Origin of the sequence: Streptomyces sp. NPDC020780 (assembly GCF_044334475.1) — a bacterium.
Lineage (GTDB): Bacteria > Actinomycetota > Actinomycetes > Streptomycetales > Streptomycetaceae > Streptomyces.
In genome coordinates, this window is sequence record NZ_JBIRTB010000003.1 from 23,705 (window position 1) to 46,862 (window position 23,158).

Below are 23,158 nucleotides of genomic sequence, written 5' to 3' on the forward strand. Positions count from 1 at the left end.
GTCCGGCGTCAGCGCCCCGGCCTGAGGGAACGCCGACACGGGCGACGGCCCCGCCACCGCCCGGGCCGTGCTGGCGGCCCGGGGTTTCGCCCGGCCCGGCGGCCGAGACGACGACCTCGTCCACGCCGCCGTCGCGCACGACGGCATCATCGGCGCCAGCGGTCTGCGGCACGGCTTGCCGGCCCCTGTCCTCCCTCACCCGGGGGCAGGTCATGCGCTATGACGCTCCCGCACAGCTCAGGAAGGACCACGGCGTCTCCCGGGCTGTTCCGCGCACCCGGCGCTGGACTCCCCCGCCCCCGGCCGTGCCGCTCCGACCCGGACGCGCGCGGGGCGGGGAGGCGGGCCGCCCCCCGCGGAGGGGTGGCGGCCCGCCTCCGGGTTCCGCCGGGGTCAGCCGTTGGGCAGGATGACGGCCCGGCCGTTGACCTTCCCGGCGTGGAGCCGTTCGTAGGCGTGCGGGGCCTCGTCGATGGAGTACGTCTCCACGTGGACCTCCACGGCTCCCGAGTGGGCGAGTTCGATCACTTCGGCGAGTTCCCGGCGCGTGCCCCAGTACGGCGCGGTGACCGACGTGGAGAACGGCAGGACGCCGAAGCCGACCGGGAGCAGGCCCCCGCCGATGCCGACGATGGTGACATCGCTGTCGATGGAGGCGGCCGCGCCGGCCGTCCTCACGGTCGGCTCCGCCCCGACGAAGTCGAACACGACCCGGGCGCCGATGCCGCCGGTGAGCTCGCGGATCTTCGCGGCGGCGTTCTCGTCGGAGATCACCGTCTCGTGGGCGCCCACCGTCCGTGCGAGGGCCAGCTTCTCCTCGGAGACGTCGAGCGCGATGACGCGGACCGCCGTCATGGCGCGCAGCAGCTGGATGGCCACGTGCCCGAGGCCACCGGCGCCGATGACCACCGCGGTGGTGCCGGGCAGGAGCTTCGGCAGTGACCGCTTGATCGCGTGGTACGGCGTGAGACCGGCGTCGGTGAGGGACACGGTCCTGACCGGGTCGAGGTCGCCGATCGGCACGAGATGACGGACGTCGTCGACGATCATGTACTCGGCCATGGCGCCGGGGTTGCCGAGCCCCGGCGGGTTGATGCCGAGGTCGGCGGCACGCAGACAGTAGTTCTCCCGGCCCTCCGCGCAGTTCACGCAGGTGCCGCAGCCCCAGGGGCCGTAGACGGCGACGGAGTCGCCCACCGAGAGGCCCTCGGCGCCCTCACCGAGCGCTGCGACGGTTCCGACGCCCTCGTGGCCGAGGGTGAGCGGCAGGGGGTAGGGGAAACCCTCTGCGGGCCAGCTCATCACCACGGAGTCGGAGTGGCAGACACCGGCGGCACTGACCTTGAGGAGGACCTGCCCGGGTCCCGGTTCGGGTTCGGGTATCTCGACGACTTCGGGTGCGGCGCCGATGGTGCGGTACTGGACGGCTTTCATGGCTCTCCTTCACTCCCCCCGCTTCCTTTGTGAGCCCCCCGCCGGCCGTGCGCCACTCGGGCGCGGTCACGAGGCCGAGTAGCCGCCGTCCACCAGGTGGTAGCTGCCGTGGACGAAGGAGGCACGGTCGGAGAGGAGGAAGGCGATGAGTTCGGCGACCTCCTCCGACGTACCGAGGCGGCCTGCCGGGTGCAGCGAGATCAGGTGGTCACGGGCCGGGCCGTCGGTCTCGCGGAGCAGCGGGGTGTCGATGAAGCCGGGACCGACCGCGTTGACGCGGATGTTCCTGTCCGCGTATTCGAGTGCGGCGCTCTTGGTGAGGCCGACGACGCCGTGCTTGGCGGCGACGTACGCCGGGGAGCCCGCGAAGCCGTTGGTGCCGAGGATCGAGGAGACGTTGACGATGGCTCCGCCGCCCGCGGCGAGGATGGCCGGGAGTTCGAAGCGCAGGGAGTAGAACACGCCGCTGAGGTTTGTGGCGACGACCTTGTCCCAGGCCTCGACGTCGTACTCGCCCGTGGGGCGGGAGGGGCCTCCGATGCCGGCGTTGTTCACGGCGAGGTGCAGGGCGCCGAACGTGTCGACGGCGTGCCGCACACCGGCTTCGACGGAGGCGGGGTCGGTGACGTCCAGGGCGACGGCGGCGGCGCGGGCGCCACCGGACGCCAGTTCGGCTACGGCCTCGCGGGCGGCTTCCTCGTTGTAGTCGGCGACGACGACGGTCGCGCCGCCCGCGGCGAGGCGCCGGGAGAGGGCGAGACCGATGCCGGACGCACCGCCGGTGACGAGGGCGGTCCTGCCGGCGAACTCCGCCTCGGGGGCGGTGGGGAGGTGGGTGCTCATGGTGATGCGCTTCCTTGCGTGGTGCTGTGGGGCGCCGGTCCGTCCTGCCGGGATCGCAGCAGGTCTGCGGAGAGGGCGTCGAAGGCGTGTACGACGTATTCGGGGAGGGCGGCGGGTCGGCCGCCCCGCACCCATGCTGCCTGGGCGGCGAGCAGCGCTCCGGCTCCCGCGGCCACGGCCACGGCGGGACGGAGGTCCTGACGAGGGTCGACGCCGAGCCGTTCCGCGAGGATCGCGACCGACTCCTCCTGGGCGTCGACACGGATGTGGTGGTAGGCGGCGTACAGGGCCGGTTCCTCTTCGGCCAGCAGGAGCAGGTCGAAGATGCGCGGCCGCAGGTGCCACGGCTCGGCCTCCGGGTCGTCGAGCCAGTCGAGGACGGCCCGGCGGTAGGCGAGGAGCGGCGGTTCGGCGGCGGGCCGTGCGCGAAGCGCCCGGTTGATCCTGTCACCGTCGCCCCGGACCGCGTCGAGCACGGCTGCTTCCTTGTTCGGGAAGTAGCGGCTGAAGGTACGGCGGTCGACGTCGGCCGCCTGCGCGATCTCCTCGACGGTCACCTCGCGCAGCCCGCGTTCGAGCACCAGCTCGAACGCGGATCGCGCCAGGGTGTCCCGGGTCCTGAGCGCCTTGCGGCTGCGTCGCTCGGGGGGGTTCCCTACCGGATCCATGAGCACACCGTACACCCTTGAATGTCCCAGTGGGACATCTGTCGCATCGGGACATCAGAAGGGGCCGACCCGGGTGCGTCACCGCGCACGCCGCCGGCGACCGGGGCGGAGGGGGGCCAGCCGTCAGTACTCGCTGTCGATCCCCGTGACCACGGGCGCCCCCAGCGGCGCGTCGGCCTCCGCCACTCCGCTCGCCCGCAGCGCGGCCGTGGCCAGGCGGACCGCCCGGGCCTCCGCTCCGGCGCGGTCGTCGGCGTCGACCTCCAGCCGGATGGAGAAGGTGCCACCGTCCTGCACCGTCAGGAGGTCCAGATCCTCGGTCGTACCGAACTCGGTGTTCTGCGGATCCCGGGGGCGCAGCCTTCGTTCCACCTCCGAGCGCGTCGCGTCGGTGACGCCGTGGACGAACGTGCCGGGGACGGTGATGACGTACGTGGTCACAGGTACTCCTCACGTGGCGGCCCTCGCCGTACCGGCCGGGCTCCGGTTGTCAGGGGCTGCTCCCGGAAGGGCCTTGACTCTCCCCTACCCCCGACCGCGGGGCCTGTCGCCTCGTTCGGCCGACCGAATCGGAAAGGCCCGGCCACGTCACGCCGGGGACAGGTGGTGCGGGATGGCTGTCGCGGGATGTGGCAGCGTGGAATCGCGGCCGGGCCGGCCGCCGCGCCCGGGCTCCCCGGGCCGGGCGCGCAGCACCGGAAAGAGGAGAGAACATGTCGAAGCCGCCGCTTCCCGACGCCGCGATCGCCCTGCTGCGGAAGGCCAATCCGGCCGTCATCGCCACCCTCCGCGCGGACGGCCAGCCGGTCTCCACGGCCACCTGGTACCTCTGGGACGACGGCCGGGTACTCGTCAACATGGACGAGGGCCGCAAGCGCCTCGACCATGTGCGCGGGGACGCCCGGGTCACCCTGACCGTGCTGGACGCCGCCGACTGGTACACCCACGTCACCCTGATCGGACGCGTCGTCGAGATGCGCGACGACGAGGGCCTCGCCGACATCGACAGGCTGTCCCGTCACTATCTCGGCCAGCCGTACGGGCAGCGTGACCGCGGCCGGGTCAGCGCGTGGATCGAGATCGACCGCTGGCACGGCTGGGGCGGCCTCCGGGACAGCGGCCAGGCCGCGGGCTGATCGGGTCCGGCCCCAGGTCTTCCTCCGGGGCCGGATCCGAACCGCCGGGTGAGGGAGCGAGCCGAGGAGTAACTCCGCTCCTCCCAAGGCGAGTTGGCCGACACGGGGAGCGGGCCGGTCTCGTTCGGCCCCGTGTCGGGCCGCCTGAACGCTCTCGCCGCGGGGCTCGGGAGGGGCTGAACGGCCACGGCTCGCCGGGAAGTCATCCGCACCGCGGGCCGGGCCTCGCCGGGAAGAGGCCCGGCCCGCGGTGCGCTCAGGCGTTGGGGTCGAAGGGGATGCCCGCCGGCAGGGCCTTCGCCAGGTGCGCCTTGAAGCTGCCGTCCTTGATGCCGAGGAGGGCGCTGCCGAAGTCGGCCTGGGTCAGCTTGTCCCGCAGGCCCTCCGGGTATCCGTTCCAGCCGACGAGGGCGGGGAACTGCCACGTGTGGCGGTGGTTCTCCGGGGGCTCGTCGCCCGAGTTCGCGGGACGGAAGCAGTGCGTGCCCAGCCCGTCCTTGTGGTAGACGACCTTGGGGTGGCTCCCCTCCCACCGGATGCTGTCCCGGCCGTAGACGTCGAAGTCGCCGTGGGCGGAGGTGGACACGTACCGTGCCTCGTCGTTCTGCACCCACACGACCACGTGTTCCCAGTCGTGCCGGTGTCCGCCGAGGCCGCTGCCGGCCACGGCCTGGTCCTTCTCGAAGTAGAGGCCGTACATGACGGCGCACCAGCCGTTGTTGCACATGTGGCGGGAGTAGCTGTTGGTGTTGTCCAGGTCCCACGCGTCGCGGCAACTGCCGTTGACCGCGCCGGTGGTCTTCAGACCCGGGGCGATCGTCCCGTCGGGGCCGATGGCGGGGGTGGGATAACAGCCGTCCGTGTCGTAGTCGAAGGCGGGCTGGAAGGTCTGCTCGATCGCGTCCGCCCGCGCGGGTAACGCGGTCGGTGGGTCCGCGAGGGCGGTGCCGGCGGAGGTCATGACCAGCACCAGGGCACCGGCGGCGGCGAGGGGGATCCTGCGGATCGACGGACTGCGAAGCATCGGGGTCCTCCCGGTCGGCGCGTGTGGGGGGCACGCGACTAGCCTTGGCATGCCCACCGCAAGCGGATCGAACCCTCGGCCGCACACCGGGACGGGGGGCGCCCCGGCCGCCGGCCCGCACCGGGCCGGGGCGCCCCGGCCCACCTCAGCCCGCGCCGGCGGTCGCCGCGGCCTCCGCGCCGTCCCGCACAGCCCTGCCCGGACGCAGCGTCCACGGCACCGGGTCGGTGTTGGTCAGCCATCCCCCGGCGATCAGGCGTCGTACGACCAGGACGCGCAGCTCACGACGCTGCTTGCCCCAGCCCACGCCCAGGCAGAGCTGCTTCACGGACGGGCCGTGGCCGTGCGACGCGCGGAAGGCGGCGGCGAACCGCGCGGCACGCGGCCCCTCGTCGGGGTGGGCGGCCTCCCACGCCGCACAGGCGGCCCGCACCTTCTCGTCGGCCTGCACGGGAACGGCCACGCGCATGAAGGCCTCCGCGACCTTCTCCGTGGACAGCGCGCACTGCGGGCAGTTCTCCACGGCCTCCGCGTGCCGGCGCAGCGCGGCGCTCGCCCGCCCCTTCCACTCCTCCCAGGTCGGCGCGGGTGTGGCCGTCGTGCCGTCCGCCCGGCACGCGACGGGAGGCGGGGGGCGCATCCCCGACAGGTGGCGCACCGGATCCGCGAGACGGTAGCGATGGCCGTCCGCGTCAAGGAGGAACCCCTTGGCCAGGAGTTCGGGCAGTGCGTCCCGGCACCACTCGGGCAGTTCGTCGGGGATCGGGCCGTACGCGTCGGAGGGGCCGTGGGCGGCCAGGAAGAGGGCGGCCAGCCGCGCTTCGGGCGAGGTCTTCCTGAGGGGCTTGGCCGCCAGGGTGCGGGTGGTCCACCCGGACACACGGGACCGCATCAGCTTGCCGAACGGCAGCCGCCCCTCCGGTCCGGCCCCTAGATCCGGCACGGTGACGGCGACGGGGACGTCCGGACTGCCGCCGAAGAGGGCGTCCTGCCCCCGCCATCCCAGGACGGCCACAGCGGCGACGGCACCTTCCGCGTCGGACAGGCGCAGCGAACGCAGGTCCTGGGCGGTGAGGTTGCCGATTCCTGTGCGGGCGGCACGGATGGCGACGACCGTGGCGAGGAGCTGCGCGTCGGCCGTGTGCAGTGGTAGTGAGGCCACGTAGCCGAGGAGCCGGCGGGCGGCGACTCCCTGCTGGTGGGTCAGCAGGAACGGTCGCGGAGCGCTCGCCGTGACGGAGGTGGCCGGGGCAGGATGGGGGCTGGAGGAAGAGTGGGGCACATCACCTACAACGTGCCGACGGGGCCGAGGTCACCGCTCGCACTCCAGTGCGACCACAGGTGCGGTCCCGTAGGACGGCCGTCCGGGCCTGTGTTTCACCCGGTCTCCGGGCAGCGGGACCACCTGACCGGAGACCGGGGCCGGGTGCGGGTGCGGGTGCGGCGGGATACGCGTCGGTGGCGAACCGCGAGGCGGTCCGCCACCGATGTACGAGGCCGGGAGGGGTCAGTTGTCGCTGACTTCCGCCTTGACGACGGTGCCGGTGGCCGCGTCCACCTCGAAGTCGGTCTTGTTCCAGTCCTGGCCGACCACCTCGACCTTCCAGACCAGGACCTGGCTGGAGTTCTCGTCGAGGTCCGCCGAGGTGACCGTGCCCTTCGTCTTGTCGGTGGCCGTCTTGGCAGCCTGCTGCGGGGTCACCTTCGCCTTGGCGATCCACTCGGACATCTGCTGCTTCTCGGCGTCGGTCTGATCGGTGACCGGCTTGGAGTCGAGTACGGCGCCGGAGACCGCGTCGATGGTCACCACGTGCGCGGTACCGTCCTTCTCGACGACCTCCGCGACCCACTTGGCGCCCGCGGAGCTGCCGCTCGGACTGGGGCTGCCGCTCGGGCTCGGGCTCATGCTCCCGCTGGGACTGCTGCTCTCGCTGCCGCCCGGGCTCGGGCTCATGCTCGCCTGGCTGCCGTCATCCAGGCCCTTGAGGTCGAGCTCGGCCAGCTTCCCCCCGGACACCGCACCCAGGGCGGTGGTGGCCGCCTTGTCGAAGGTGACCTTGACGGTCGAGAGGAAGCTCTTGCGCGCCATCTGGTCCTGGGTCAGCTGAGCCGTGCTGGACGGGCTGCCGGAGACGCTCCCGGACGGGCTGGCCGTCTGGTTCGGCATGACCTTCGCAGCTTCCGAGGTCGCAGCGGTGGTCCGGTCTCCGCTGTCCTGTCCGCAGCCGGTCACCAGGGCGGAGGCAAGGACGGCGCACAGGGCGCCGGCGACGCGGAGCCGACGGGTGCGCGGGGAAACGTGTCTGTTGCGTCGGGGCTGAAGTCTCATACCGCATGACTAGCCGCGCCCGCGAACAGTCATGTTGCGCGACCGGCGGCTGTCACCCGATCGACGGCGTGGTCCCCCCGTTCGCCGTCGCCGTGTGCCTCGGCCCCGCACGGTGACCGTTCCGGGGCCCGGCGCCGCCGTTTCGCCCCGCACGCCGAATGACGCCGGTCCGCGCGAACCGGCGTCATTCTCCGAGGTCGCGAGCGGCGTCAGGCGGTGAGCTGCACCTCGGACGGAACCGCCGCCCCCACCCGTCCCGCCGGCGGAACGGCACGCAACTGCGCCTCCGCGGCGAGCAGGGCGTCCGCGACCGTCCGGGTTCCCGTGGTGACGCAGAGGGTGTAGGAGACGTCGTCGAGACGACGGCTGCTCTCGGAGGTCCCGAGCCGTGCGTGGGCGCTCCGCAGTGATTCGTAGCGCTTGACGAGATTCCACAGCGTTGCGGGATTGGCCATCAGCACGGCAGTTCCTCTCCACAGGGCGGCCGGGAGCCAGGGCCCCGCACCGACGGTGTCCGATCGCGCCGGCGGTCCGCCTGGCGTCACGGGCGCGGCCGTGCGAAGTGGTCAGCACGCGTCCGGTCCCTTGCAGATGATGGTCGCCCCGCCTTACGAAAAGCGCATCCGGAATCAAGAACGGTGACGCGTCCGCTCCCGCGGAGCTGTGGTTGCTCCATCTGCGCCATGTGCGCCCCGTGCGCCGGTGCGAAACAATAGAAGACGTCGGGTGGCCCGCCGCTGCCCGCGCCCCGGTCAGGAGGCGGTCATGGATTACCCGGAGAGTTACGAGCTGATATTCCAGGCGACGGGCGCAGCGGACGATGTCGTCGTCGTCCACCTCACAGCCCGGTCGGGCGCGGGTGGTTACCCGATCTACGAGGACGAGACCGGCATCGTGCGCGCCGAGATCAGCGAACGGGGCGAGGTCCGGATGCAGGCCAGCGGGGGCCATCAGGTCCTGCGGGTTCCGCTGCTGGCGAGGCCGCTGAGCCACGGCCGCCGCACCGGCTGAGAAACCCGGCCGGGAGAGCCACCTGAGAGGACCACCTGAGAGAAGCGGACGTCGGCGCACAGTCCACCCGGTGCCCATTCATGCCCGAACATGTTTACATTCCCGCCATGGGACCGTAGTCTGCCGCTCAAACCACAGACTCGGACATGGAACGGATACGTAACCACATGTACGCACCGGAGCGGCAGCAGGAGATCCTGCGCCTCGCAGGCGAAAGCGGCCGCGTCGACGTCCTCTCGCTGGCCGAGCAGTTCCAGGTGACCGCCGAGACCGTCCGGCGCGACCTGAAGGCTCTCGACAGGGCGGGGCTCCTGCGCAGGGTCCACGGTGGTGCGATCCCGGCCGGACGGCTCGGTTTCGAGCCGGATCTCGCCGAGCGGGACTCCGTGGCCGCCGACGAGAAGGACCGCATCGCCGCCGCGGCGCTGGGGGAACTGCCCGCTCAGGGCAACATCGTCATCGACGCCGGTACGACGACCGCCAGACTGGCGGCCGTGGTACCGATCGACTCCTGCGTCACCGTCGTGACCCATGCGCTGCCTGTGGCGGCGCGCCTCTCCGACCACCCGGGCATCTCCCTGCACCTGGTCGGCGGGCGGGTCCGGCACCGCACCCGCGCCGCCGTCGACGCCTGGGCCCTGCGCGCGTACGGCGAGATCAACGCCGACGTGGTCTTCCTCGCTACGAACGGCTTCTCGCCCGACGGCGGGCTGACGACCCCGGACCTGGCCGAGGCTGCTGTCAAGCGTGCGGTGATCGCGGCGGCCCGCAGGGTCGTGCTCCTCGCCGACTCCGGCAAGGCGGGCCAGGAACACTTCGCCCGCTTCGGCGACCTCTCCGACGTCGACCTGCTCATCACGGACACCGGGCTCAGCCCCGAGGACGCCCGGGCCATCGAGAGCCTGGGCACGGAAGTAGTACGCGCATGATTCTGACCGTCACCCCCAATCCCAGCCTGGACCGGACCTACGAACTGCCGGGCCTCACCCGGGGTGCCGTCCTGCGGGCCACCACGGATCGTGTCGACCCCGGCGGCAAGGGCGTCAACGTCTCCCGCGCCGTCGCCGCCGCCGGACACCGAACGGTCGCCGTGGCACCGCTGGGCGGACCCGAAGGAGCGTTGCTGGCCCGGCTGCTGGGTGAGCACGGTATCGAGGCCGCAGGGGTCCCGATCGCCGGCAGTACCCGCGTCAACGTCACCCTGGTCGAGCCGGACGGCACGCTCACCAAGGTCAACGCGGCCGGACCCGAGATCGGGCCGGCCGAGGCGGAAGCCCTCCTGGACGCAGTGCGCGCACGGTCGGCGGGTGCGGACTGGATCGCCTGCTGCGGCAGTCTGCCCCGTGGGCTGCCGCCGCGGTGGTACGCGGAACTGGTGGCCCGCAGTCACCGCGCTGGGACCCGGATCGCCCTCGACACCTCGGGCGCGGCGCTGGTAGCGGCGTTGCCGCAGCGGCCGGACGTCGTCAAGCCGAACACCGAGGAGCTCGCCGAGGCCGTCGGCCGTCCGCTCGTGACGGTCGGTGACGCCGTCAAGGCGGCGCAGGAGCTGTGCGAGCGGGGGGCGCGATCCGTACTGGCCAGCCTGGGCGCCACCGGGCAAGTGCTGGTGGAGGAGGCCGGAGCGTACTTCGCCTCCGCCCGGGTGGACGCGGTCCGCAGCAACGTAGGCGCCGGGGACGCGTCCCTGGCGGGCTTCCTGACCGCGGGCGGAACGGGCCGGGCGGCCCTGGCCTCCGCCGTGGCGCACGGCGCTGCCGCGGTCCAGCTCGCCGGAAGCGTCATGCCGACCCCGGACGGCCTCGACCACTCCGCGGTCGTGACGACCGCGGACATCCCCGTGGACCTCGCTCTGAGCGAGCCGGCTCCATGACCGCCACAGTTCCGTACTGCCTTCCCGCAGCCCCTTTCCCCCGAACCGCCACCCGGACCCGTCCCCGGACGGGCCACGAGCAAGGAGCCCCGCGATGAGTGAGCTGATCACCGCGGACCTGGTCGACCTCGATCTGTCCGCCGAGACGAAGAGCGCAGCAAGCCGTTCCCTGGCCGAACGGATGGTCGCGGCCGGCCGCGTCACCGACCTCGACGGCTTTCTCGCCGACGTGGCGGCCCGTGAGGCCCAGATGCCGACCGGTCTGGACGGAGGCATCGGCATTCCGCACTGCAGGAGTGCGCACGTGACCGCGCCGACGCTGGCCTTCGGCCGCAGCGCTCACGGAATCGACTTCGGCGCACCTGACGGGCCCGCGGACCTGGTGTTCCTGATCGCCGCGCCGGCCGGCGCGGACGACGATCACCTCACCATCCTGTCGGCCCTGGCGCGGCGGCTGATGGACCCGGCGTTCACGGACGCGCTGCGGGCGGAGAGCGACCCGGCCGCCGCCGCGGCCCTGGTCCGCGGGGAGCGGATCCCGGCGCCGACCGCTCCTGGGGCCACCGCTCCGGGGGCGACCGCGGATGCCCCGGAGGCGGCCGAGGCCTCGCTTCCGGCGGGCGCCTCGAGTACGGCGGATGCCTCGGGGATCTCCGGGACCGCCGGGGAACCGTTCCGGATCGTGGCCGTGACGTCGTGCCCCACCGGCATCGCGCACACCTACATGGCCGCCGAGTCGCTGGAGGCGGCCGCCCGCGCGGAAGGGGTCGTCCTCAGCGTCGAGACGCAGGGATCGGCCGGGTTCGAGCGGCTCGACCCGGCCCTCATCGCCTCCGCCGACGCGGTCATCTGGGCGCACGACGTCGAGGTGCGGGAGAAGGCGCGGTTCGGCGGCAAACCGGTGGTGGACGTCGGGGTGAAGGCGGGGATCAACCGCCCTGCGGAGCTCATAGCCGAGGCCCGCCGCAAGGCGGAGCGCGGCGAGATCGGCCGGTTCTCCGACGGCAGCGACGGCACGGAGAAGGACACGGGCGGCGCCTCGGCGCACTTCGGCGTCCGGCTGCGGACGTATCTGATGTCCGGTGTCAGCTACATGGTGCCGTTCGTCGCGGCCGGCGGCCTCCTCATCGCGCTGTCCTTCGCCATCGGGGGCTACGAGATCGCGAGCGCGAAGTCGGTCGCCGATCACTTCGTCTGGGGCGAGGCGGACAGCTGGGCCGCCCTGCTCAACCAGATCGGTACGGCCGCGTTCGGTTTCCTGGTCCCGGTGCTGGCCGGGTACATCGCGTACGGGATGGCGGACAGGCCGGCGCTCGTCCCCGGCTTCGTCGGCGGTGCCATCGCGCTCACCGTCGACGCGGGCTTCCTGGGCGGACTGGTCGCGGGGCTGCTGGCGGGTGCGGTGGTGATGGCGATCCAGCGGGTGAAGGTGCACCGCACCCTGCGGGGCATCATGCCGGTGCTCGTGATCCCGCTGCTCGCCTCGATCGCCGTCGGCTTTTTGATGTTCATCGTGGTCGGCAAGCCGATCGCCTCGCTGCAGAGTGCCCTCACCGACTGGCTGAACGGGCTGTCGGGCTCCAACGCGGTCGTGCTCGGCGTCGTCCTCGGCCTGATGATGTGCTTCGACATGGGAGGCCCGCTGAACAAGGTGGCGTACGCCTTCGCCGTCGGCGGTCTGGCCGACCCTACGCCCGGCAGCCTCAAGGTGATGGCGGCGGTCATGGCCGCGGGTATGGTCCCCCCGCTGGCGATGGCACTGGCGACGACGGTACGGGGCGGGCTGTTCACCCGTACCGAGCGGGAGAACGGCCGGGCCGCGTGGGTGCTGGGGGCCTCCTTCATCAGTGAGGGCGCCATCCCCTTCGCCGCCGCCGACCCCATGCGGGTGATCCCGTCCGTGATGGCCGGCGGAGCCGTCACCGGCGCTCTGTCCATGGCCTTCGGCTGCACGCTCCGGGCCCCGCACGGCGGCGTCTTCGTCGTCCCGCTGATCGGTGAGCCGTTCCTGTATCTGGTGGCGGTCGCGGCGGGCACCGCGGTGGCCGCCGGCCTGGTCGTCACCCTCAAGGGCCTGCGGCGCAGCCCGAAGGCTTCCGCCGTGGCAGCGGGACAGCCCGAAGTGCCCGTGACCGTCTGAGCGTTGCGGAGCGATCCGCGAACACGTCCGTACCCCACCCGTCCCACAGGAGGAACCCCATGTACCAGCGCACCGTCTCCGTCGGCTCCCCCGGCGGGCTGCACGCCCGGCCGGCTTCCCTGTTCGTCCGGGCGGCCACGCGCCAGCCGGTCCCGGTGACCGTCGCACGTGACGGCCGCGACCCGGTCGACGCGCGCAGCATGCTGTCGGTGCTCACCCTGGCGGCCCAGCACGGCGACTCCCTGGTGCTGTCCGCCGCCGGGGAGGGTGCGCGGGAGGCGGTGGACGAACTGGCCGACCTGCTCGCCCAGGACCTCGACGCCACGGTGTGAGCGTGGAGCTCTGGGACCCGGCGGGCGTGGGGGTTCTGCGGCTGCCCTCCGGACGTACGGTCCGCGGTCGGGGTCTGCGGCGCCCACTGCCGGCGGGCCTCGCCCCGACCTTCGCGGTCCACCTGCTGGGCAGGCAACCTCCCCCGGCTGCCTGGGAGTCACGGTGGCTTCGCTGGCCGGACTTCCGGCTTCCGGCCGACCGCCGGGTGGCTCGCAGCGTGCTCGTGGAGGCCTGGCGCCGGGCCGCGGAGGAGCGGGTGGAGGTCGCCTGCGGAGGTGGCCGGGGGCGCACGGGCACGGCTCTGGCGTGTCTGGCGGTGCTGGACGGTGTGCCGCCGCAGGAGGCGGTCGGTTTCGTACGGCGCGGGTATCACCCCGGCGCCGTGGAGACCCCCTGGCAGCGCCGGTACGTTCTGCGCTTCGCGCAGCCGTGACCGGCTGACGGCGTACGCGCGTTCACGGGCGAGCGCCGCCGTCACGGCCGTCGAGACCGCGCCGGGGACGGCCCCGGCCAGGCCGGCTGCCCCCGGAAGGCCTGCCGGGGGTCACTTCGCCGCCTGGGGGGTGGGGACGGTCGCCCCGCCCCCCGCGCGGATCGCCTCGACGACGCTCTGGTGGAAGGAACGGCTGGCTTCCTCGGAGGGGCACGGCACCGGACTGCCTGCCAGCGTGAACCAGTCGGAGGCACCGCTGAACTGCACGGCCACCTCGGCCTGCCCCTCGGACCATGTCGTGTGTACGGTCAGATCGCCGTTCACGACGCCTACCTCTTCGGTGCGCACTCCGCCTGATCCCGCGAAGACACCGCAGGTAGTCCACGATGCCCAGTTCATGACGCGTCGCCTTTCGGGACGTTACGAGCCTGTCGAGCGGACTGATTCGATTATGGCACCGCACACCGCCAATCGCACACATGTGCCCGCAAGTATCCGTTCGGTGACGCCGTGATGTCATCGGGGCGGCCGGGCGCATGTCAGGGGTGCATCGACGCGCCCTTGAGGATCTTGTCCACGGCATTGCGCGGCCCGTGGACCGCGAGGCCCACCAGATCCATCGCGTCCCGTCCCACGGCACGGACGGCCGCCCGGTTCGCCTTGTCGTGACCGGTGGCGAAGAGATCGGACGTGAACACGGCCATGGTCGTGCCCCGGCCGACCGCCCGGGTGTGGGCCGTGGTCAGCAGCTCCTTCGGCCCGGCGAAGACGAGGACGGGCTGGCGGAACATCGGCAGGTAGGGCGTGCCGTCCGCGTCGGCGTACGGCTCTCCGATCACCTCCGGCACCTGCGTCCCGAGGCCGCTGACCAGGAAAGCGGTCACGTTGAGCCGCTGCCAGGCCTCGAGGTCGTCACGGAGCAGGACAGCGATCTTGGTGTCGAAGCGTACGGGCGTGAGGTCATCGGTCATACGGAAAGCCTGCCGGGCCGCGCGCCGGCCGTCTTGTACGAACTTTGCACGCCCGTCGGCCGCAGGCGCCTCTTGTACGCTTCCCCCATGGGTGCACGTCCGGACATCATCGCGTGGCGTCCGCGCGTCGAGGGGATCGACGAGGTCTTCCACGCGCACTTCGCCGACCACGCCTACCCCATGCACACACACGACGCGTGGACACTGCTGATCGTCGACGAGGGCATGGTCCGCTACGACCTCGACCGCCACGAGCACGGGGCGCCGAGTTCGGTGGTCACGCTGCTGCCTCCGCACATCCCGCACAACGGGGACGCCGCGACTCCGGAGGGCTTCCGCAAGCGTGTCCTGTACCTCGGCACCCGGCAGATCGACCCCGCCCTCGTCGGACGGGCGGTGGACCGCCCGGTGCTCAGCGACCAGCGGCTGCGCCACCGCGTGCACCAGCTGCACCGTACGCTCGAGCGGCGCGGTGACGAGATGGAGGCCCAGAGCCGGCTCGCGCTCGTCTGCGAGCGCCTCGCGCGGCATCTGCGCGGCCAGGTGGACGCGGCGCCGCCGGTGCGTGACGGCAGGCTCGCGCGCGAGCTGCGGGAACTGATCGACCAGCGGTTCGTGGAGGGGCTCTCGCTCGGGGAGGCGGCGGACCGCCTGCACGCCCACCAGGCCCACCTGGTGCGGGCCTTCAGCCGTGAGTTCGGCATGGCTCCGCACCAGTACCTGACGAGCCGCCGCATCGACCTGTCCCGGCGTCTGCTGCTCGGGGGCATGCGGCCCCCCGACGTGGCGGCGTCGGTCGGCTTCTACGACCAGTCGCACTTCTCGCGGCACTTCAAGCGGGTGGTCGGCACGAGCCCGGGCCACTACGCCCGCGCCGGGAAAGACGTCACCGGCTACCCGCGCTCGAGCGCCCCGCGGACGAACGCCGCCTGACCCACGTGCTGCAGGTCGTCGGAGAGGACGCTGATCAGCCGTACGCCGAGGGTCACGGGCGGCGACCAGGACTCGTCCACGATCCTGTCCAGGGCGCGGCCGTCGAGCCCCGCCACGAAACCGACGGTCCGCTCGTGCACGGCGTCGTGGTAGCCGAGGAGGAGACCGGCCGAGGAGACCCGTACGGACGCCGCCTCCTCGCTGCTGTGCCCGTAGCCGGTCGAGCCCTTCGCCAGCGGCAGTTCGAAGCGGGAGGCCCAGTCCTGCGAGAACCAGACCTGCTCCCTCCCCTCGGCGTCGGCCAGGTGGTCGTCCTGGACACGCGTGAGGTGCCATACGAGCCAGGCGATCGAGTTGGCCCCGTCGTCGAGCCTGGCGTTGAGCATGTGCGGCGACACTCCTTCGACGGTGGCGTGCACTTCTTCCTGGATGCGCGAGAACGCTTCGGTGAGCAAGCCTGCACTGTTCATACGACCACCATGGCCGGTCGGCGGCCAGGGCCCCGGCTGCGACACGGCGGGGGTCCGGGCCCCCGCCCGGCGTCATCACCGTGCACGGGCGGGCGCACCGTACGGCTCAGGGGCGCGGGCCCACGTAGGTCACGGTGACCTTCTCGAAACCCAGCGATCCGAGAAGTCCCGTGAGCATCGCGGTGGTGTTCTTCTCCGCCCGCTCGGTGAGGCCGCTCTCCTCTGCCGCCTTCCCGATGTGCTCGGCGGCCAGCTTGTTGACCGCCTGTTCGCCGGCGGGGTTGTCGGAGAAGAGGTCGCCGAGCCGGTCCAGCAGGCCGCGCTGCTTGGACACCGCGTAGGAGCGTTCCGGGTCCAGGGCCGGCTTGCCCAGTACGGCGTGCGGCAGGCGGAGTTCGGCCGTCGTGCGGTCCTCGTCGACGACGACCCCGTTCTCGGCCACCTTGCCGAGGTCGACGGATGCCTGCACCGTGCCGGCGCCCACGTAGAGGGTTCGGGTACCGCGGATGGCGTCCGGGAGGAACTTCGCGTCCTTCTCCAGGTCGACGACGACCTGGAAGTTGCCGGAGGCCGCCTCGTACGCGCTCATGTCCTGGATCGACTTGAGCACCGCGGGACCGGAGCGGTCCGTGGTCTCCTCGCCGAAGAGACCCCCCAGTCCGGGCAGGAGGCTGATCCTGCTGCCCAGGAGCAGGAGGACGAGGCCGGCGGCGCACACGCCGGCGAAGGGCAGGCATCCTCGCGTACGGGAACGGGGGCGCGAGCGGGGCCTGTCGCCGTCGCCGGGTTCTCCGGCGCTGTCTGTCCTTACGTCAGTGGACGTCATACCTTCCGTGTGACCCCGCCCGGCGATTTCAGTCCGCCGTAGACGCCGATTACGCCAGATCCTGTACGGGCGGGTGCGCTACGCCCCCGTCGCACCGTCCGGGCGTTCCCTCGCGGGGTCGGCGTGGCACGCGTACGGGGCGATCATGTGGACGTGTACCGGCCGCGGGGAGTGTGGTGCCGGCCGCTGCCCGAGTGGGCGGGACACCCGGCCGCCGGCGAAGGGCCGCGGCCGGGTGTCCCTGGCGTACGCTCACTCACTCACTCGAGGAGATCGGCATAGGCCCCCAGAGCGAGCGCGATGTCGGCCTGCGCCCAGAACCGGTGGTAGGTGAAGACCGGTGCGGCTCCGCCGTCCAGGTAGCTCTGCACCTTCGGCCAGTTCGGGTCGTCCTTGTAGAACGAGCGGATGGACAGGAACGTCGCGTTCTTGTCGACGGTGTCGCCGTTGGGCATCGTGCCCGTCCAGCCGCTGGGTACGTAGACCGGGTCGTCGAACCGGTTGTAGTCGGCGCGGGTCTCGGGGACCGCCACTCCGGCGTCGTCCTGGTAGTGGCTCCACATGCCGTCGAGCAGTGCCTCGGCCGTGGCCTTGGCCTGCGTGTCACCGGACTTGGCTGCGTAGTAGGTCAGCGTCCTGGCGTAGGCACCGGCCACCCCGACGTCGTTGGTGTAGTCCGCGACGGTGACGTGGAGTGCCGCGTTGGACCCGGGGTTCGACGCGTTCCAGGTGTCCGGCGCGCCGGACCACTTGAGGGTGGAGGGCACGAGGTAGGTGCCGTCCGGGTTGACGGTGGTCTCGGACAGGGCCCAGTCGACCCACTTGTCGAGCACCGCCTTGGCCTGCGCGTCGCCCGATTCGTGGTAGTACTCGGCGACGCGCTCCATCGACCACGCCTGGAAGCCGAACCACTGGTTGGACGGCGGGTCGTGGTAGACGGGCTTCTCGTCGTAGTACATGCCGTAGAAGGTCGGTGTGCCGGCCGGCGGCTGGGCGTAACTTCCCTTCCAGCTGTTGGTGGCACCGCCCGCGATGGCTCCCTCGTCGGACTGGAGCCACTGGTAGAAGTCCAGCTGCCGGTCCAGGCTCTTGGCCCAGTCCTGCTGCCCGGTGGCCGACTTGGGCTTGAGGTCGGCGACCGAACTCAGCGCGTAGGCCGCCATCGGGTTCTGGTACCCGCCGTGGGCGTGGCTGGAGCCGATGCGCCAGGACCAGCCCGCCGAGGTGTCGGTGGCACCGCCCCAGGCGTAGTACCAGGACATCAGGTAGTGCGCGCTGTCCTTGCCGGAACCCGCCGGGCAGGTGGTCGGGCCGACGCAGTTGCCGACCTTCTTGAAGTACTTGTCGAACATGGAGTAGCGCAGGTAGTCGCCCATCTTCGCGGCCTTGCCGACGGTCGCGGCGACCTCGCCCGACTTGCCCTGCTCCTTCGCCCAGACGTCCGCCCAGTAGGCGGCCTGGACGGCACGGGCGTCGGCGTCGGGCGCGTTGGTGAACTTCCACTGCTTGGCGTACGAGGAGTCCCCGGTGAACAGGTCGAGGTATCCGTTGCGGCCGCCGTAGGAGAAGTTGTCACAGGTCGGGTGGGTGACGGTCTCCCAGACCGACTCCTGCGGCCCGCGCTGGAAGGTGTTGATGTAGGACGGCCCGGTCTCGGCGGGGCCGGCCGAGCACTTCCCGGGCGTGTTGCCGTATCCGTAGACGTTGTCGACGTCCTGTATCCAGTGCATGCCGTAGATGTCGTCGGTGCCGTACGCGCTCTTCAGCTCCGCGGCGATCGGGTCCGAGCCGGAGGACACCGAGCCGTCGAGGACCGCGGGGTACTCGTTCGGGGTGTCGTGTTCGGGCGCGTAGGTGGCGGGCTTCGACGCGTTGTAGAAGGAGGTGGTCGGCTGGTCGGCGTGAGTGGGGATCATGTACTTCTCCATGGTCGCCCACGCACCGTTGAACTTCGTCCAGTCACCGGTGATCTTGCCGTACATCGCCTGCAGCCAGATGAGGTAGCTGTACGCCTCCGAGGTCGTCTCGTGGCCCTGGTCGGGGGCTTCGACGATCAGCGTCTCGACGGAGTGGTAGGGGATGCCCTCCGGTGAGAAGTAGCCGTTCGCCGGGTCGGTGATCTTCCCGTAGAGGCCGAGGAAGCGTGCGTCGTACTCCTTCGCACCGGCCAGCTGGGTGACGACGACCTCCGCCTTGCCGTGGCCGGGGGCCATGGCGGTGAAGGTGGCGGCGCCCGTACCGGAGCTGTCGGCCGCGACGGTCACCTTCTGTGCGGTGGACCAGTTCGCCGGGGTGAACGTGAGGCTCGCCCCGCCCGTGACGCTCAGCCCGGTGTTGCCCGCGGTGCGGGCAACGGTGACGGTGACGTTCGCCGGCGGGGCGGTGGACAGTTTCACGTCGAAAGTGCCCGACGTGCCTTGCCGCAGGGCCAGTTGCGCGGGCGTGGCGACCACGGCGGGGCCCGCCATGACGGTGATGCCCGAGGGTGTCGACTCCGCCGAGGCACCGAGGCTGTCGTACGCCCGGGCGTACACCGAGTGGTTGCCTGCGGCCAGGCCCTGGGCGCTGAGGCTGTAGGGGGCTGTGGTGTCCGTGCCGAGCAGAGTCGTGTCGTCGTAGAACTCGACCTTGCTGATTCCCGCTCCGTCCGCGGCCGCCGCCGTGGCGGCCAGCGGGACCGCGTCCCCGGTGGAGAAGACGCTGCCCGCGGCGGGGCTGGTGAGGACGGTGATCGGCGGCTGGTGTGCGCCCGCGCAGACCGTGCCGTTGACGGCGAAGGCGGTGGGGGCGGTGTTGGTGCCGCTGTACGAGAACTGGGCGCCGGCCGTCACCGCGGCTCCGGCGGCGACAGTCCCGTTCCAGGCGGCGTTCTTGACGGTGACGGTCCTGCCGGCCTGCGACCAGGTGCCGTTCCAGCCGTTGGTGAGCTTCTGCGTGCCGGCGTAGTCGTACGTCAGGGTCCAGCCGTCGATCGCGGCCGAACCCCGATTGGTGAGAGTCAGCTCGGCGGTGAAGCCCGAACCCCAGTCGTCGGTCCGGTAGTCGACGCTGCACTGCACCGCGGCGGCCTGGGCCGGCGTGCCGGCTGCGGCGGTCATCCCCAGGGGGAGGGCGAACGCGGCCACGGACGCGGTCCACAGCCGTCTGCTTCCGAATCGGCGGAGTCTCTTCGGTAACCAGGTTCTTCGTACGGTTCCCGTCGGCATGCGCGGGTACCTCCTCGCGGCTCGGCGACATGGGGGGCGTGCGGGGGCTGAGCACAAGCCTTGAACCAGTGGGAGCGCTCCCAGCATGAGGATGGGGAAAATCGGAGTCAAGAGAGGTGAAGAGTCGAATAATTTCGATGACAGGAGATCTCAACTGGCCTGTTGACCGACACCACTTGACGCTCTAACGTCAAGCCACACCAGTGGGAGCGGTTCCATCAGTGGACGTGCCGTAGGGGGCGCGTCCTAACTGGAAGGGGTCGCTCATGCATCACCCCCCGCACGTGTGGCAACCGACCGCCGCGTTCACCGACCTGGGTCGTGTCACCAGGAGGTGGAGCTCCTTCGGACGCGAACTGCCGGACGAACGGACGGTGGACACAGGGCGAAAACGCCCGGTGGTCCCGGTCCGGCAGAGGTCGTCGCGACGAGCCGGAGCCGCGACGGAAGGCGTCCGCACGGCGCGGGAATCATCGCCGGCCTGCCGGCGTCCGGGTCGGCCCCGGGCTCCTTACCCACGCGTACGGTCCCGACGGCACGCCCAGCACCACGGATCCCGAACCGGATCCGACCGACCCGACGGACCTCACGGCTCCGGTGGACCCGACCGACCATGTCGGCCGCGTCGGCCCGGTCCCTGACGTCCACGACTCCCACGTCCGCGCGGACGGGCACTCCCGTGTCCGCCCGTTCGCCCCGGTCCTCGCCGAAGCCCCGCTCCTCGTGGGCCGCGACGGCGTGAACACCTGCTCCCACGGCCTCGCCGACCGGGTCACGCAGAGGTTCGAGGACCGCGGACACGTCTTTCCCGGACGGACCCGCACGACCTGGAACCCCTCCTCAGGTCCGTCCACGGCCAGCGACTACGACGGTACCCCCACCCCGTACGAAATCGGGCTGCGTGGACATCCGCGCGCCCTCGACAGCTGAGGAAGACATTCGTATGAGCCGCACGAGCCGCACAACCCTGCGCCGATCAAGAACAGCACTCATGGCGGCGGGAGCACTCGTCGCCGCCGCCGCGGGTTCCGCCGCCGCGGTGGCGCCCTTCACGGCCTCCGCCACCGCGGCTGCCGGATGCACCGTCGACTACAAGATCGACAACCAGTGGAACGGCGGACTCACCGCCTCGGTGAGCGTCAAGAACCTGGGCGCCGCCCTGTCCGGCTGGCAGCTGGAGTGGTCGTTCGCCGGCGGCGAGAAAGTCAGCCAGGGCTGGAACGCCACCCTCACCCAGAGCGGCTCGGCCGTCACCGCGAAGGACGCCGGCTACAACGCCGCCCTGGCCACCGGAGCCTCCACCTCCTTCGGTTTCAACGCGACCGGGAACGGCAGCAGCACCGTCCCCGCCACGTTCAAGCTGAACGGAGTCACCTGCAACGGTGACACCACCGGTCCCACCGATCCCCCGGACCCCACCGACCCGCCCGCGGGCAGCAAGGTGGACAACCCGTACGCGGGCGCGAAGGTCTACGTGAACCCGGAGTGGTCGGCGAACGCCGCCGCCGAGCCGGGAGGCAGCCGGGTCGCCAACCAGCCGACCGGCGTCTGGCTCGACCGGATCGCCGCGATCGAGGGCGCGAACGGCGGCATGGGGCTGCGCGACCACCTGGACGCGGCCCTGGCGCAGAAGGGCTCCGGCGAGCTCGTCGTCCAGCTCGTCATCTACAACCTGCCCGGACGCGACTGCTCGGCCCTGGCCTCCAACGGTGAACTCGGCCCCACCGAGATCGACCGCTACAAGACGGAGTACATCGACCCGATCGCGGCGATCCTCGCCGACCCGAAGTACGCGGGTCTGCGCATCGTCAACACGGTCGAGATCGACTCGCTCCCGAACCTGGTCACCAACGCCGGCAGTCGCCCGACCGCCGTACCGGCCTGTGACGTCATGAAGGCGAACGGCAACTACGTCAAGGGCGTCGGCTACGCGCTCAACAAGCTCGGTGACGCGCCCAACGTCTACAACTACATCGACGCGGGACACCACGGGTGGCTCGGCTGGGACGACAACTTCGGCCCCTCCGCCGACATCTTCCACCAGGCCGCGACCGCCGAAGGCGCGACGGTGAACGACGTGCAGGGCTTCATCACCAACACGGCCAACTACAGCGCGCTGAAGGAGAACAACTTCTCCATCGGCGACAGCGTGAACGGTACGTCCGTGCGTCAGTCCAAGTGGGTCGACTGGAACCGCTACACGGACGAGCTGTCCTTCGCGCAGGCGTTCCGCACCAAGCTCGTCTCCGTCGGCTTCAACTCCGGCATCGGCATGCTCATCGACACCTCACGCAACGGCTGGGGCGGCGCGAACCGGCCGAGCGGACCGGGCGCGACCACCAGCGTCGACACCTATGTGGACGGCGGCCGTTACGACCGTCGCATCCACCTGGGGAACTGGTGCAACCAGTCCGGGGCGGGCCTCGGCGAACGGCCGAAGGCGGCACCCGAAGCCGGGATCGACGCGTACGTCTGGATCAAGCCTCCGGGTGAGTCCGACGGCTCCAGCAAGGAGATCCCGAACAACGAGGGCAAGGGCTTCGACCGGATGTGCGATCCGACCTACACGGGCAACCCCCGGAACAACAACCACATGTCCGGTGCTCTGCCCGACGCGCCGATCTCGGGTAAGTGGTTCTCCGCCCAGTTCCAGGAGCTCATGAAGAACGCCTACCCGGCGCTCTAGGGTCCGTCCTCTGTCCGGACCGCGTGAACAGGGCGGTCCGGACGGAACACCGGGAGTCTTCCGTCCGGACCATGCCGGGCCCGTGGGGTCCGGGACCCCGGCACGGTCCGGACGGGAGGCCCTAAGGCCGGGCTCCGGGTGCTCCACCGCCCGGTCCCGGCCGCCGGCCGCGCCACCGGTCGACGAGAGCGCGTCCGCGGTCAGCCGGCGCGGGCGTGCTCCGGCGCGCCGCCGCCGTCTTCCCCGCCGGCCCCCCGGTTCCGGCGGTGGCCTTCCCGCCCGGCCGCCAGGTCCTGGTCCCGGCGCGGGACCCGGAGCCCGCCGCGGGCTCCGGGGTGTCCGGCCCCGGGGTCCCCGCCGCCTTCTCCGGTACCGGCTGGTCCGAGAGGGTGTGGTAGCGGTGGCTGATCCGCCGCCCCACCAGCAGGTACCCCAGCAGGGCTCCGCCGGTGTTGAGGATCACGTCGTCGATGTCGAAGGCCCGCCCGGTGACGAGGGCTCCCTGCGTCAGTTCGACGACCACCATGACCAGCGCCGTGAGGACGGTCATGCGGATCATGCGCAGCCGCCGGGGGACGAGAATCGGCAGCAGCACGCCGAACGGCATACCGAGGACGATGTTGCCGCCCGCCTGTTTGCAGGCGGCGAGGAAGGTGTACTGCTCCGCGTACTGGCGCAGCGAGCGACCTGGCCTCAGATTGGACGTCACGATGTCCTCCGAGGCGGGGGACGGTGTGAGCGTCACCTTGGCCAGGACGTAGGAGAACACCACCAGGCCTGCCGACGCCGCGGTCAACACCGCCACTCGCAACAGGAGACGACCCATACGTCTGCGTCGCGCA

24 protein-coding genes are annotated in these 23,158 nt (G+C 71.6%); 10 read left to right on the forward strand and 14 right to left on the reverse strand.

What is annotated here, in order from left to right; translation table 11 throughout:
* Window positions 1–393 precede the first annotated feature (393 nt).
* The 4 genes from ACH4VO_RS06365 to ACH4VO_RS06380 all read right to left on the reverse strand — a co-directional run bounded on the left by ACH4VO_RS06365 (window position 394) and on the right by ACH4VO_RS06380 (window position 3,386).
* Window positions 394–1,434, reverse strand: coding sequence for an NAD(P)-dependent alcohol dehydrogenase (locus ACH4VO_RS06365; RefSeq protein WP_360989328.1), 1,041 nt, complete (start codon window positions 1,432–1,434; stop codon window positions 394–396).
* A gap of 66 nt (window positions 1,435–1,500) precedes the next feature.
* A complete protein-coding gene (locus ACH4VO_RS06370; RefSeq protein ID WP_360989325.1) occupies window positions 1,501–2,277 on the reverse strand; it encodes an SDR family NAD(P)-dependent oxidoreductase in 777 nt (258 codons plus the stop codon).
* Entirely contained in the window at window positions 2,274–2,945 is a 672-nt protein-coding gene (locus ACH4VO_RS06375; RefSeq protein ID WP_360989322.1) for a TetR family transcriptional regulator, read from the reverse strand. The genes ACH4VO_RS06370 and ACH4VO_RS06375 overlap by 4 nt, the downstream gene beginning before the upstream one ends.
* Before the next feature lie 123 nt (window positions 2,946–3,068).
* Window positions 3,069–3,386: a hypothetical protein gene (locus ACH4VO_RS06380; protein WP_360989319.1), complete on the reverse strand. Its 318-nt coding sequence runs from the start codon at window positions 3,384–3,386 to the stop codon at window positions 3,069–3,071.
* A gap of 272 nt (window positions 3,387–3,658) precedes the next feature.
* Here ACH4VO_RS06380 and ACH4VO_RS06385 point away from each other — a divergent pair, with 272 nt between their 5' ends.
* A complete protein-coding gene (locus ACH4VO_RS06385; protein ID WP_360989317.1) occupies window positions 3,659–4,081 on the forward strand; it encodes a PPOX class F420-dependent oxidoreductase in 423 nt (140 codons plus the stop codon).
* A 256-nt stretch (window positions 4,082–4,337) separates the two neighbouring features.
* Here the strand turns inward: ACH4VO_RS06385 and ACH4VO_RS06390 are convergent, their stop codons facing one another.
* The 4 genes from ACH4VO_RS06390 to ACH4VO_RS06405 form a co-directional block, all read right to left on the reverse strand.
* Complete coding sequence (locus ACH4VO_RS06390) at window positions 4,338–5,105, reverse strand: NPP1 family protein (RefSeq protein ID WP_360989315.1); 768 nt, start codon at window positions 5,103–5,105, stop codon at window positions 4,338–4,340.
* A gap of 145 nt (window positions 5,106–5,250) precedes the next feature.
* Complete coding sequence (locus ACH4VO_RS06395; RefSeq protein ID WP_360989312.1) at window positions 5,251–6,387, reverse strand: hypothetical protein; 1,137 nt, start codon at window positions 6,385–6,387, stop codon at window positions 5,251–5,253.
* 225 nt (window positions 6,388–6,612) lie between these two features.
* On the reverse strand, window positions 6,613–7,434 hold the full coding sequence (locus ACH4VO_RS06400) for a PepSY domain-containing protein (RefSeq protein WP_360989309.1): 822 nt from the start codon (window positions 7,432–7,434) through the stop codon (window positions 6,613–6,615).
* Window positions 7,435–7,643: 209 nt separating this feature from the next.
* Entirely contained in the window at window positions 7,644–7,895 is a 252-nt protein-coding gene (locus ACH4VO_RS06405; RefSeq protein WP_360989306.1) for a DUF5133 domain-containing protein, read from the reverse strand.
* 304 nt (window positions 7,896–8,199) lie between these two features.
* Here ACH4VO_RS06405 and ACH4VO_RS06410 point away from each other — a divergent pair, with 304 nt between their 5' ends.
* The 6 genes from ACH4VO_RS06410 (at window position 8,200) to ACH4VO_RS06435 (ending at window position 13,224) form a co-directional block, all read left to right on the forward strand.
* Window positions 8,200–8,445 (forward strand): DUF6296 family protein, encoded by a 246-nt coding sequence (locus tag ACH4VO_RS06410; protein ID WP_069173790.1) that lies wholly within the window; start codon window positions 8,200–8,202, stop codon window positions 8,443–8,445.
* A 167-nt stretch (window positions 8,446–8,612) separates the two neighbouring features.
* Entirely contained in the window at window positions 8,613–9,374 is a 762-nt protein-coding gene (locus ACH4VO_RS06415) for a DeoR/GlpR family DNA-binding transcription regulator (RefSeq protein ID WP_360989412.1), read from the forward strand.
* Window positions 9,371–10,318, forward strand: a complete 948-nt coding sequence (pfkB, locus tag ACH4VO_RS06420) for a 1-phosphofructokinase (RefSeq protein WP_360989302.1) — start codon at window positions 9,371–9,373, stop codon at window positions 10,316–10,318. The genes ACH4VO_RS06415 and pfkB overlap by 4 nt, the downstream gene beginning before the upstream one ends.
* 94 nt (window positions 10,319–10,412) lie before the next feature.
* Window positions 10,413–12,458, forward strand: coding sequence for a fructose-specific PTS transporter subunit EIIC (locus ACH4VO_RS06425; RefSeq protein WP_360989299.1), 2,046 nt, complete (start codon window positions 10,413–10,415; stop codon window positions 12,456–12,458).
* A 59-nt stretch (window positions 12,459–12,517) separates the two neighbouring features.
* Window positions 12,518–12,790, forward strand: coding sequence for an HPr family phosphocarrier protein (locus tag ACH4VO_RS06430; RefSeq protein WP_360989297.1), 273 nt, complete (start codon window positions 12,518–12,520; stop codon window positions 12,788–12,790).
* Between the two features lie 2 nt (window positions 12,791–12,792).
* A complete protein-coding gene (locus ACH4VO_RS06435) occupies window positions 12,793–13,224 on the forward strand; it encodes a protein phosphatase (RefSeq protein ID WP_360989293.1) in 432 nt (143 codons plus the stop codon).
* A gap of 111 nt (window positions 13,225–13,335) precedes the next feature.
* Here the strand turns inward: ACH4VO_RS06435 and ACH4VO_RS06440 are convergent, their stop codons facing one another.
* Entirely contained in the window at window positions 13,336–13,623 is a 288-nt protein-coding gene (locus tag ACH4VO_RS06440; protein WP_360989291.1) for a hypothetical protein, read from the reverse strand.
* A 140-nt stretch (window positions 13,624–13,763) separates the two neighbouring features.
* On the reverse strand, window positions 13,764–14,195 hold the full coding sequence (locus ACH4VO_RS06445) for a DUF2000 domain-containing protein (protein ID WP_360989288.1): 432 nt from the start codon (window positions 14,193–14,195) through the stop codon (window positions 13,764–13,766).
* A gap of 87 nt (window positions 14,196–14,282) precedes the next feature.
* Here ACH4VO_RS06445 and ACH4VO_RS06450 point away from each other — a divergent pair, with 87 nt between their 5' ends.
* Window positions 14,283–15,128, forward strand: a complete 846-nt coding sequence (locus tag ACH4VO_RS06450) for an AraC family transcriptional regulator (protein ID WP_360989285.1) — start codon at window positions 14,283–14,285, stop codon at window positions 15,126–15,128.
* On the opposite strand, the gene ACH4VO_RS06455 is transcribed toward ACH4VO_RS06450, so the two are convergent.
* The 3 genes from ACH4VO_RS06455 to ACH4VO_RS06465 all read right to left on the reverse strand — a co-directional run bounded on the left by ACH4VO_RS06455 (window position 15,089) and on the right by ACH4VO_RS06465 (window position 19,630).
* Window positions 15,089–15,598, reverse strand: coding sequence for a DUF664 domain-containing protein (locus tag ACH4VO_RS06455; protein ID WP_360989283.1), 510 nt, complete (start codon window positions 15,596–15,598; stop codon window positions 15,089–15,091). The genes ACH4VO_RS06450 and ACH4VO_RS06455 overlap by 40 nt on opposite strands.
* A gap of 106 nt (window positions 15,599–15,704) precedes the next feature.
* Window positions 15,705–16,424: a DUF4230 domain-containing protein gene (locus ACH4VO_RS06460; RefSeq protein WP_360989281.1), complete on the reverse strand. Its 720-nt coding sequence runs from the start codon at window positions 16,422–16,424 to the stop codon at window positions 15,705–15,707.
* A 260-nt stretch (window positions 16,425–16,684) separates the two neighbouring features.
* Window positions 16,685–19,630 (reverse strand): glycoside hydrolase family 48 protein, encoded by a 2,946-nt coding sequence (locus ACH4VO_RS06465; protein ID WP_360989279.1) that lies wholly within the window; start codon window positions 19,628–19,630, stop codon window positions 16,685–16,687.
* A gap of 597 nt (window positions 19,631–20,227) precedes the next feature.
* Between ACH4VO_RS06465 and ACH4VO_RS06470 the strand changes: the two genes are divergently transcribed.
* Together ACH4VO_RS06470 and ACH4VO_RS06475 are read left to right on the forward strand one after the other, a co-directional pair.
* Window positions 20,228–20,560 carry a hypothetical protein gene (locus ACH4VO_RS06470; protein WP_360989276.1) on the forward strand — a complete coding sequence of 111 codons (333 nt, stop codon included), beginning with the start codon at window positions 20,228–20,230 and terminating at the stop codon, window positions 20,558–20,560.
* A gap of 13 nt (window positions 20,561–20,573) precedes the next feature.
* Window positions 20,574–22,316 (forward strand): glycoside hydrolase family 6 protein, encoded by a 1,743-nt coding sequence (locus ACH4VO_RS06475; protein WP_360989273.1) that lies wholly within the window; start codon window positions 20,574–20,576, stop codon window positions 22,314–22,316.
* A 121-nt stretch (window positions 22,317–22,437) separates the two neighbouring features.
* Here ACH4VO_RS06475 and ACH4VO_RS06480 read toward each other — a convergent pair whose 3' ends face one another.
* Window positions 22,438–23,142: a VanZ family protein gene (locus tag ACH4VO_RS06480; RefSeq protein ID WP_360989409.1), complete on the reverse strand. Its 705-nt coding sequence runs from the start codon at window positions 23,140–23,142 to the stop codon at window positions 22,438–22,440.
* Window positions 23,143–23,158 lie beyond the last annotated feature (16 nt).

What these genes read in the sequence shown, in the direction of transcription:
- ACH4VO_RS06365 (WP_360989328.1), bottom strand. Translation starts at nt 1,434, where the DNA reads ATGAAAGCCGTCCAGTACCGCACCATCGGCGCCGCACCCGAAGTCGTC.
- ACH4VO_RS06370 (WP_360989325.1), bottom strand. Translation starts at nt 2,277, where the DNA reads ATGAGCACCCACCTCCCCACCGCCCCCGAGGCGGAGTTCGCCGGCAGG.
- ACH4VO_RS06375 (WP_360989322.1), bottom strand. Translation starts at nt 2,945, where the DNA reads ATGGATCCGGTAGGGAACCCCCCCGAGCGACGCAGCCGCAAGGCGCTC.
- ACH4VO_RS06385 (WP_360989317.1), top strand. Translation starts at nt 3,659, where the DNA reads ATGTCGAAGCCGCCGCTTCCCGACGCCGCGATCGCCCTGCTGCGGAAG.
- ACH4VO_RS06390 (WP_360989315.1), bottom strand. Translation starts at nt 5,105, where the DNA reads ATGCTTCGCAGTCCGTCGATCCGCAGGATCCCCCTCGCCGCCGCCGGT.
- ACH4VO_RS06400 (WP_360989309.1), bottom strand. Translation starts at nt 7,434, where the DNA reads ATGAGACTTCAGCCCCGACGCAACAGACACGTTTCCCCGCGCACCCGT.
- ACH4VO_RS06410 (WP_069173790.1), top strand. Translation starts at nt 8,200, where the DNA reads ATGGATTACCCGGAGAGTTACGAGCTGATATTCCAGGCGACGGGCGCA.
- ACH4VO_RS06415 (WP_360989412.1), top strand. Translation starts at nt 8,613, where the DNA reads ATGTACGCACCGGAGCGGCAGCAGGAGATCCTGCGCCTCGCAGGCGAA.
- pfkB (WP_360989302.1), top strand. Translation starts at nt 9,371, where the DNA reads ATGATTCTGACCGTCACCCCCAATCCCAGCCTGGACCGGACCTACGAA.
- ACH4VO_RS06425 (WP_360989299.1), top strand. Translation starts at nt 10,413, where the DNA reads ATGAGTGAGCTGATCACCGCGGACCTGGTCGACCTCGATCTGTCCGCC.
- ACH4VO_RS06430 (WP_360989297.1), top strand. Translation starts at nt 12,518, where the DNA reads ATGTACCAGCGCACCGTCTCCGTCGGCTCCCCCGGCGGGCTGCACGCC.
- ACH4VO_RS06440 (WP_360989291.1), bottom strand. Translation starts at nt 13,623, where the DNA reads ATGAACTGGGCATCGTGGACTACCTGCGGTGTCTTCGCGGGATCAGGC.
- ACH4VO_RS06445 (WP_360989288.1), bottom strand. Translation starts at nt 14,195, where the DNA reads ATGACCGATGACCTCACGCCCGTACGCTTCGACACCAAGATCGCTGTC.
- ACH4VO_RS06450 (WP_360989285.1), top strand. Translation starts at nt 14,283, where the DNA reads ATGGGTGCACGTCCGGACATCATCGCGTGGCGTCCGCGCGTCGAGGGG.
- ACH4VO_RS06455 (WP_360989283.1), bottom strand. Translation starts at nt 15,598, where the DNA reads ATGAACAGTGCAGGCTTGCTCACCGAAGCGTTCTCGCGCATCCAGGAA.
- ACH4VO_RS06460 (WP_360989281.1), bottom strand. Translation starts at nt 16,424, where the DNA reads ATGACGTCCACTGACGTAAGGACAGACAGCGCCGGAGAACCCGGCGAC.
- ACH4VO_RS06465 (WP_360989279.1), bottom strand. Translation starts at nt 19,630, where the DNA reads ATGCCGACGGGAACCGTACGAAGAACCTGGTTACCGAAGAGACTCCGC.
- ACH4VO_RS06475 (WP_360989273.1), top strand. Translation starts at nt 20,574, where the DNA reads ATGAGCCGCACGAGCCGCACAACCCTGCGCCGATCAAGAACAGCACTC.
- ACH4VO_RS06480 (WP_360989409.1), bottom strand. Translation starts at nt 23,142, where the DNA reads ATGGGTCGTCTCCTGTTGCGAGTGGCGGTGTTGACCGCGGCGTCGGCA.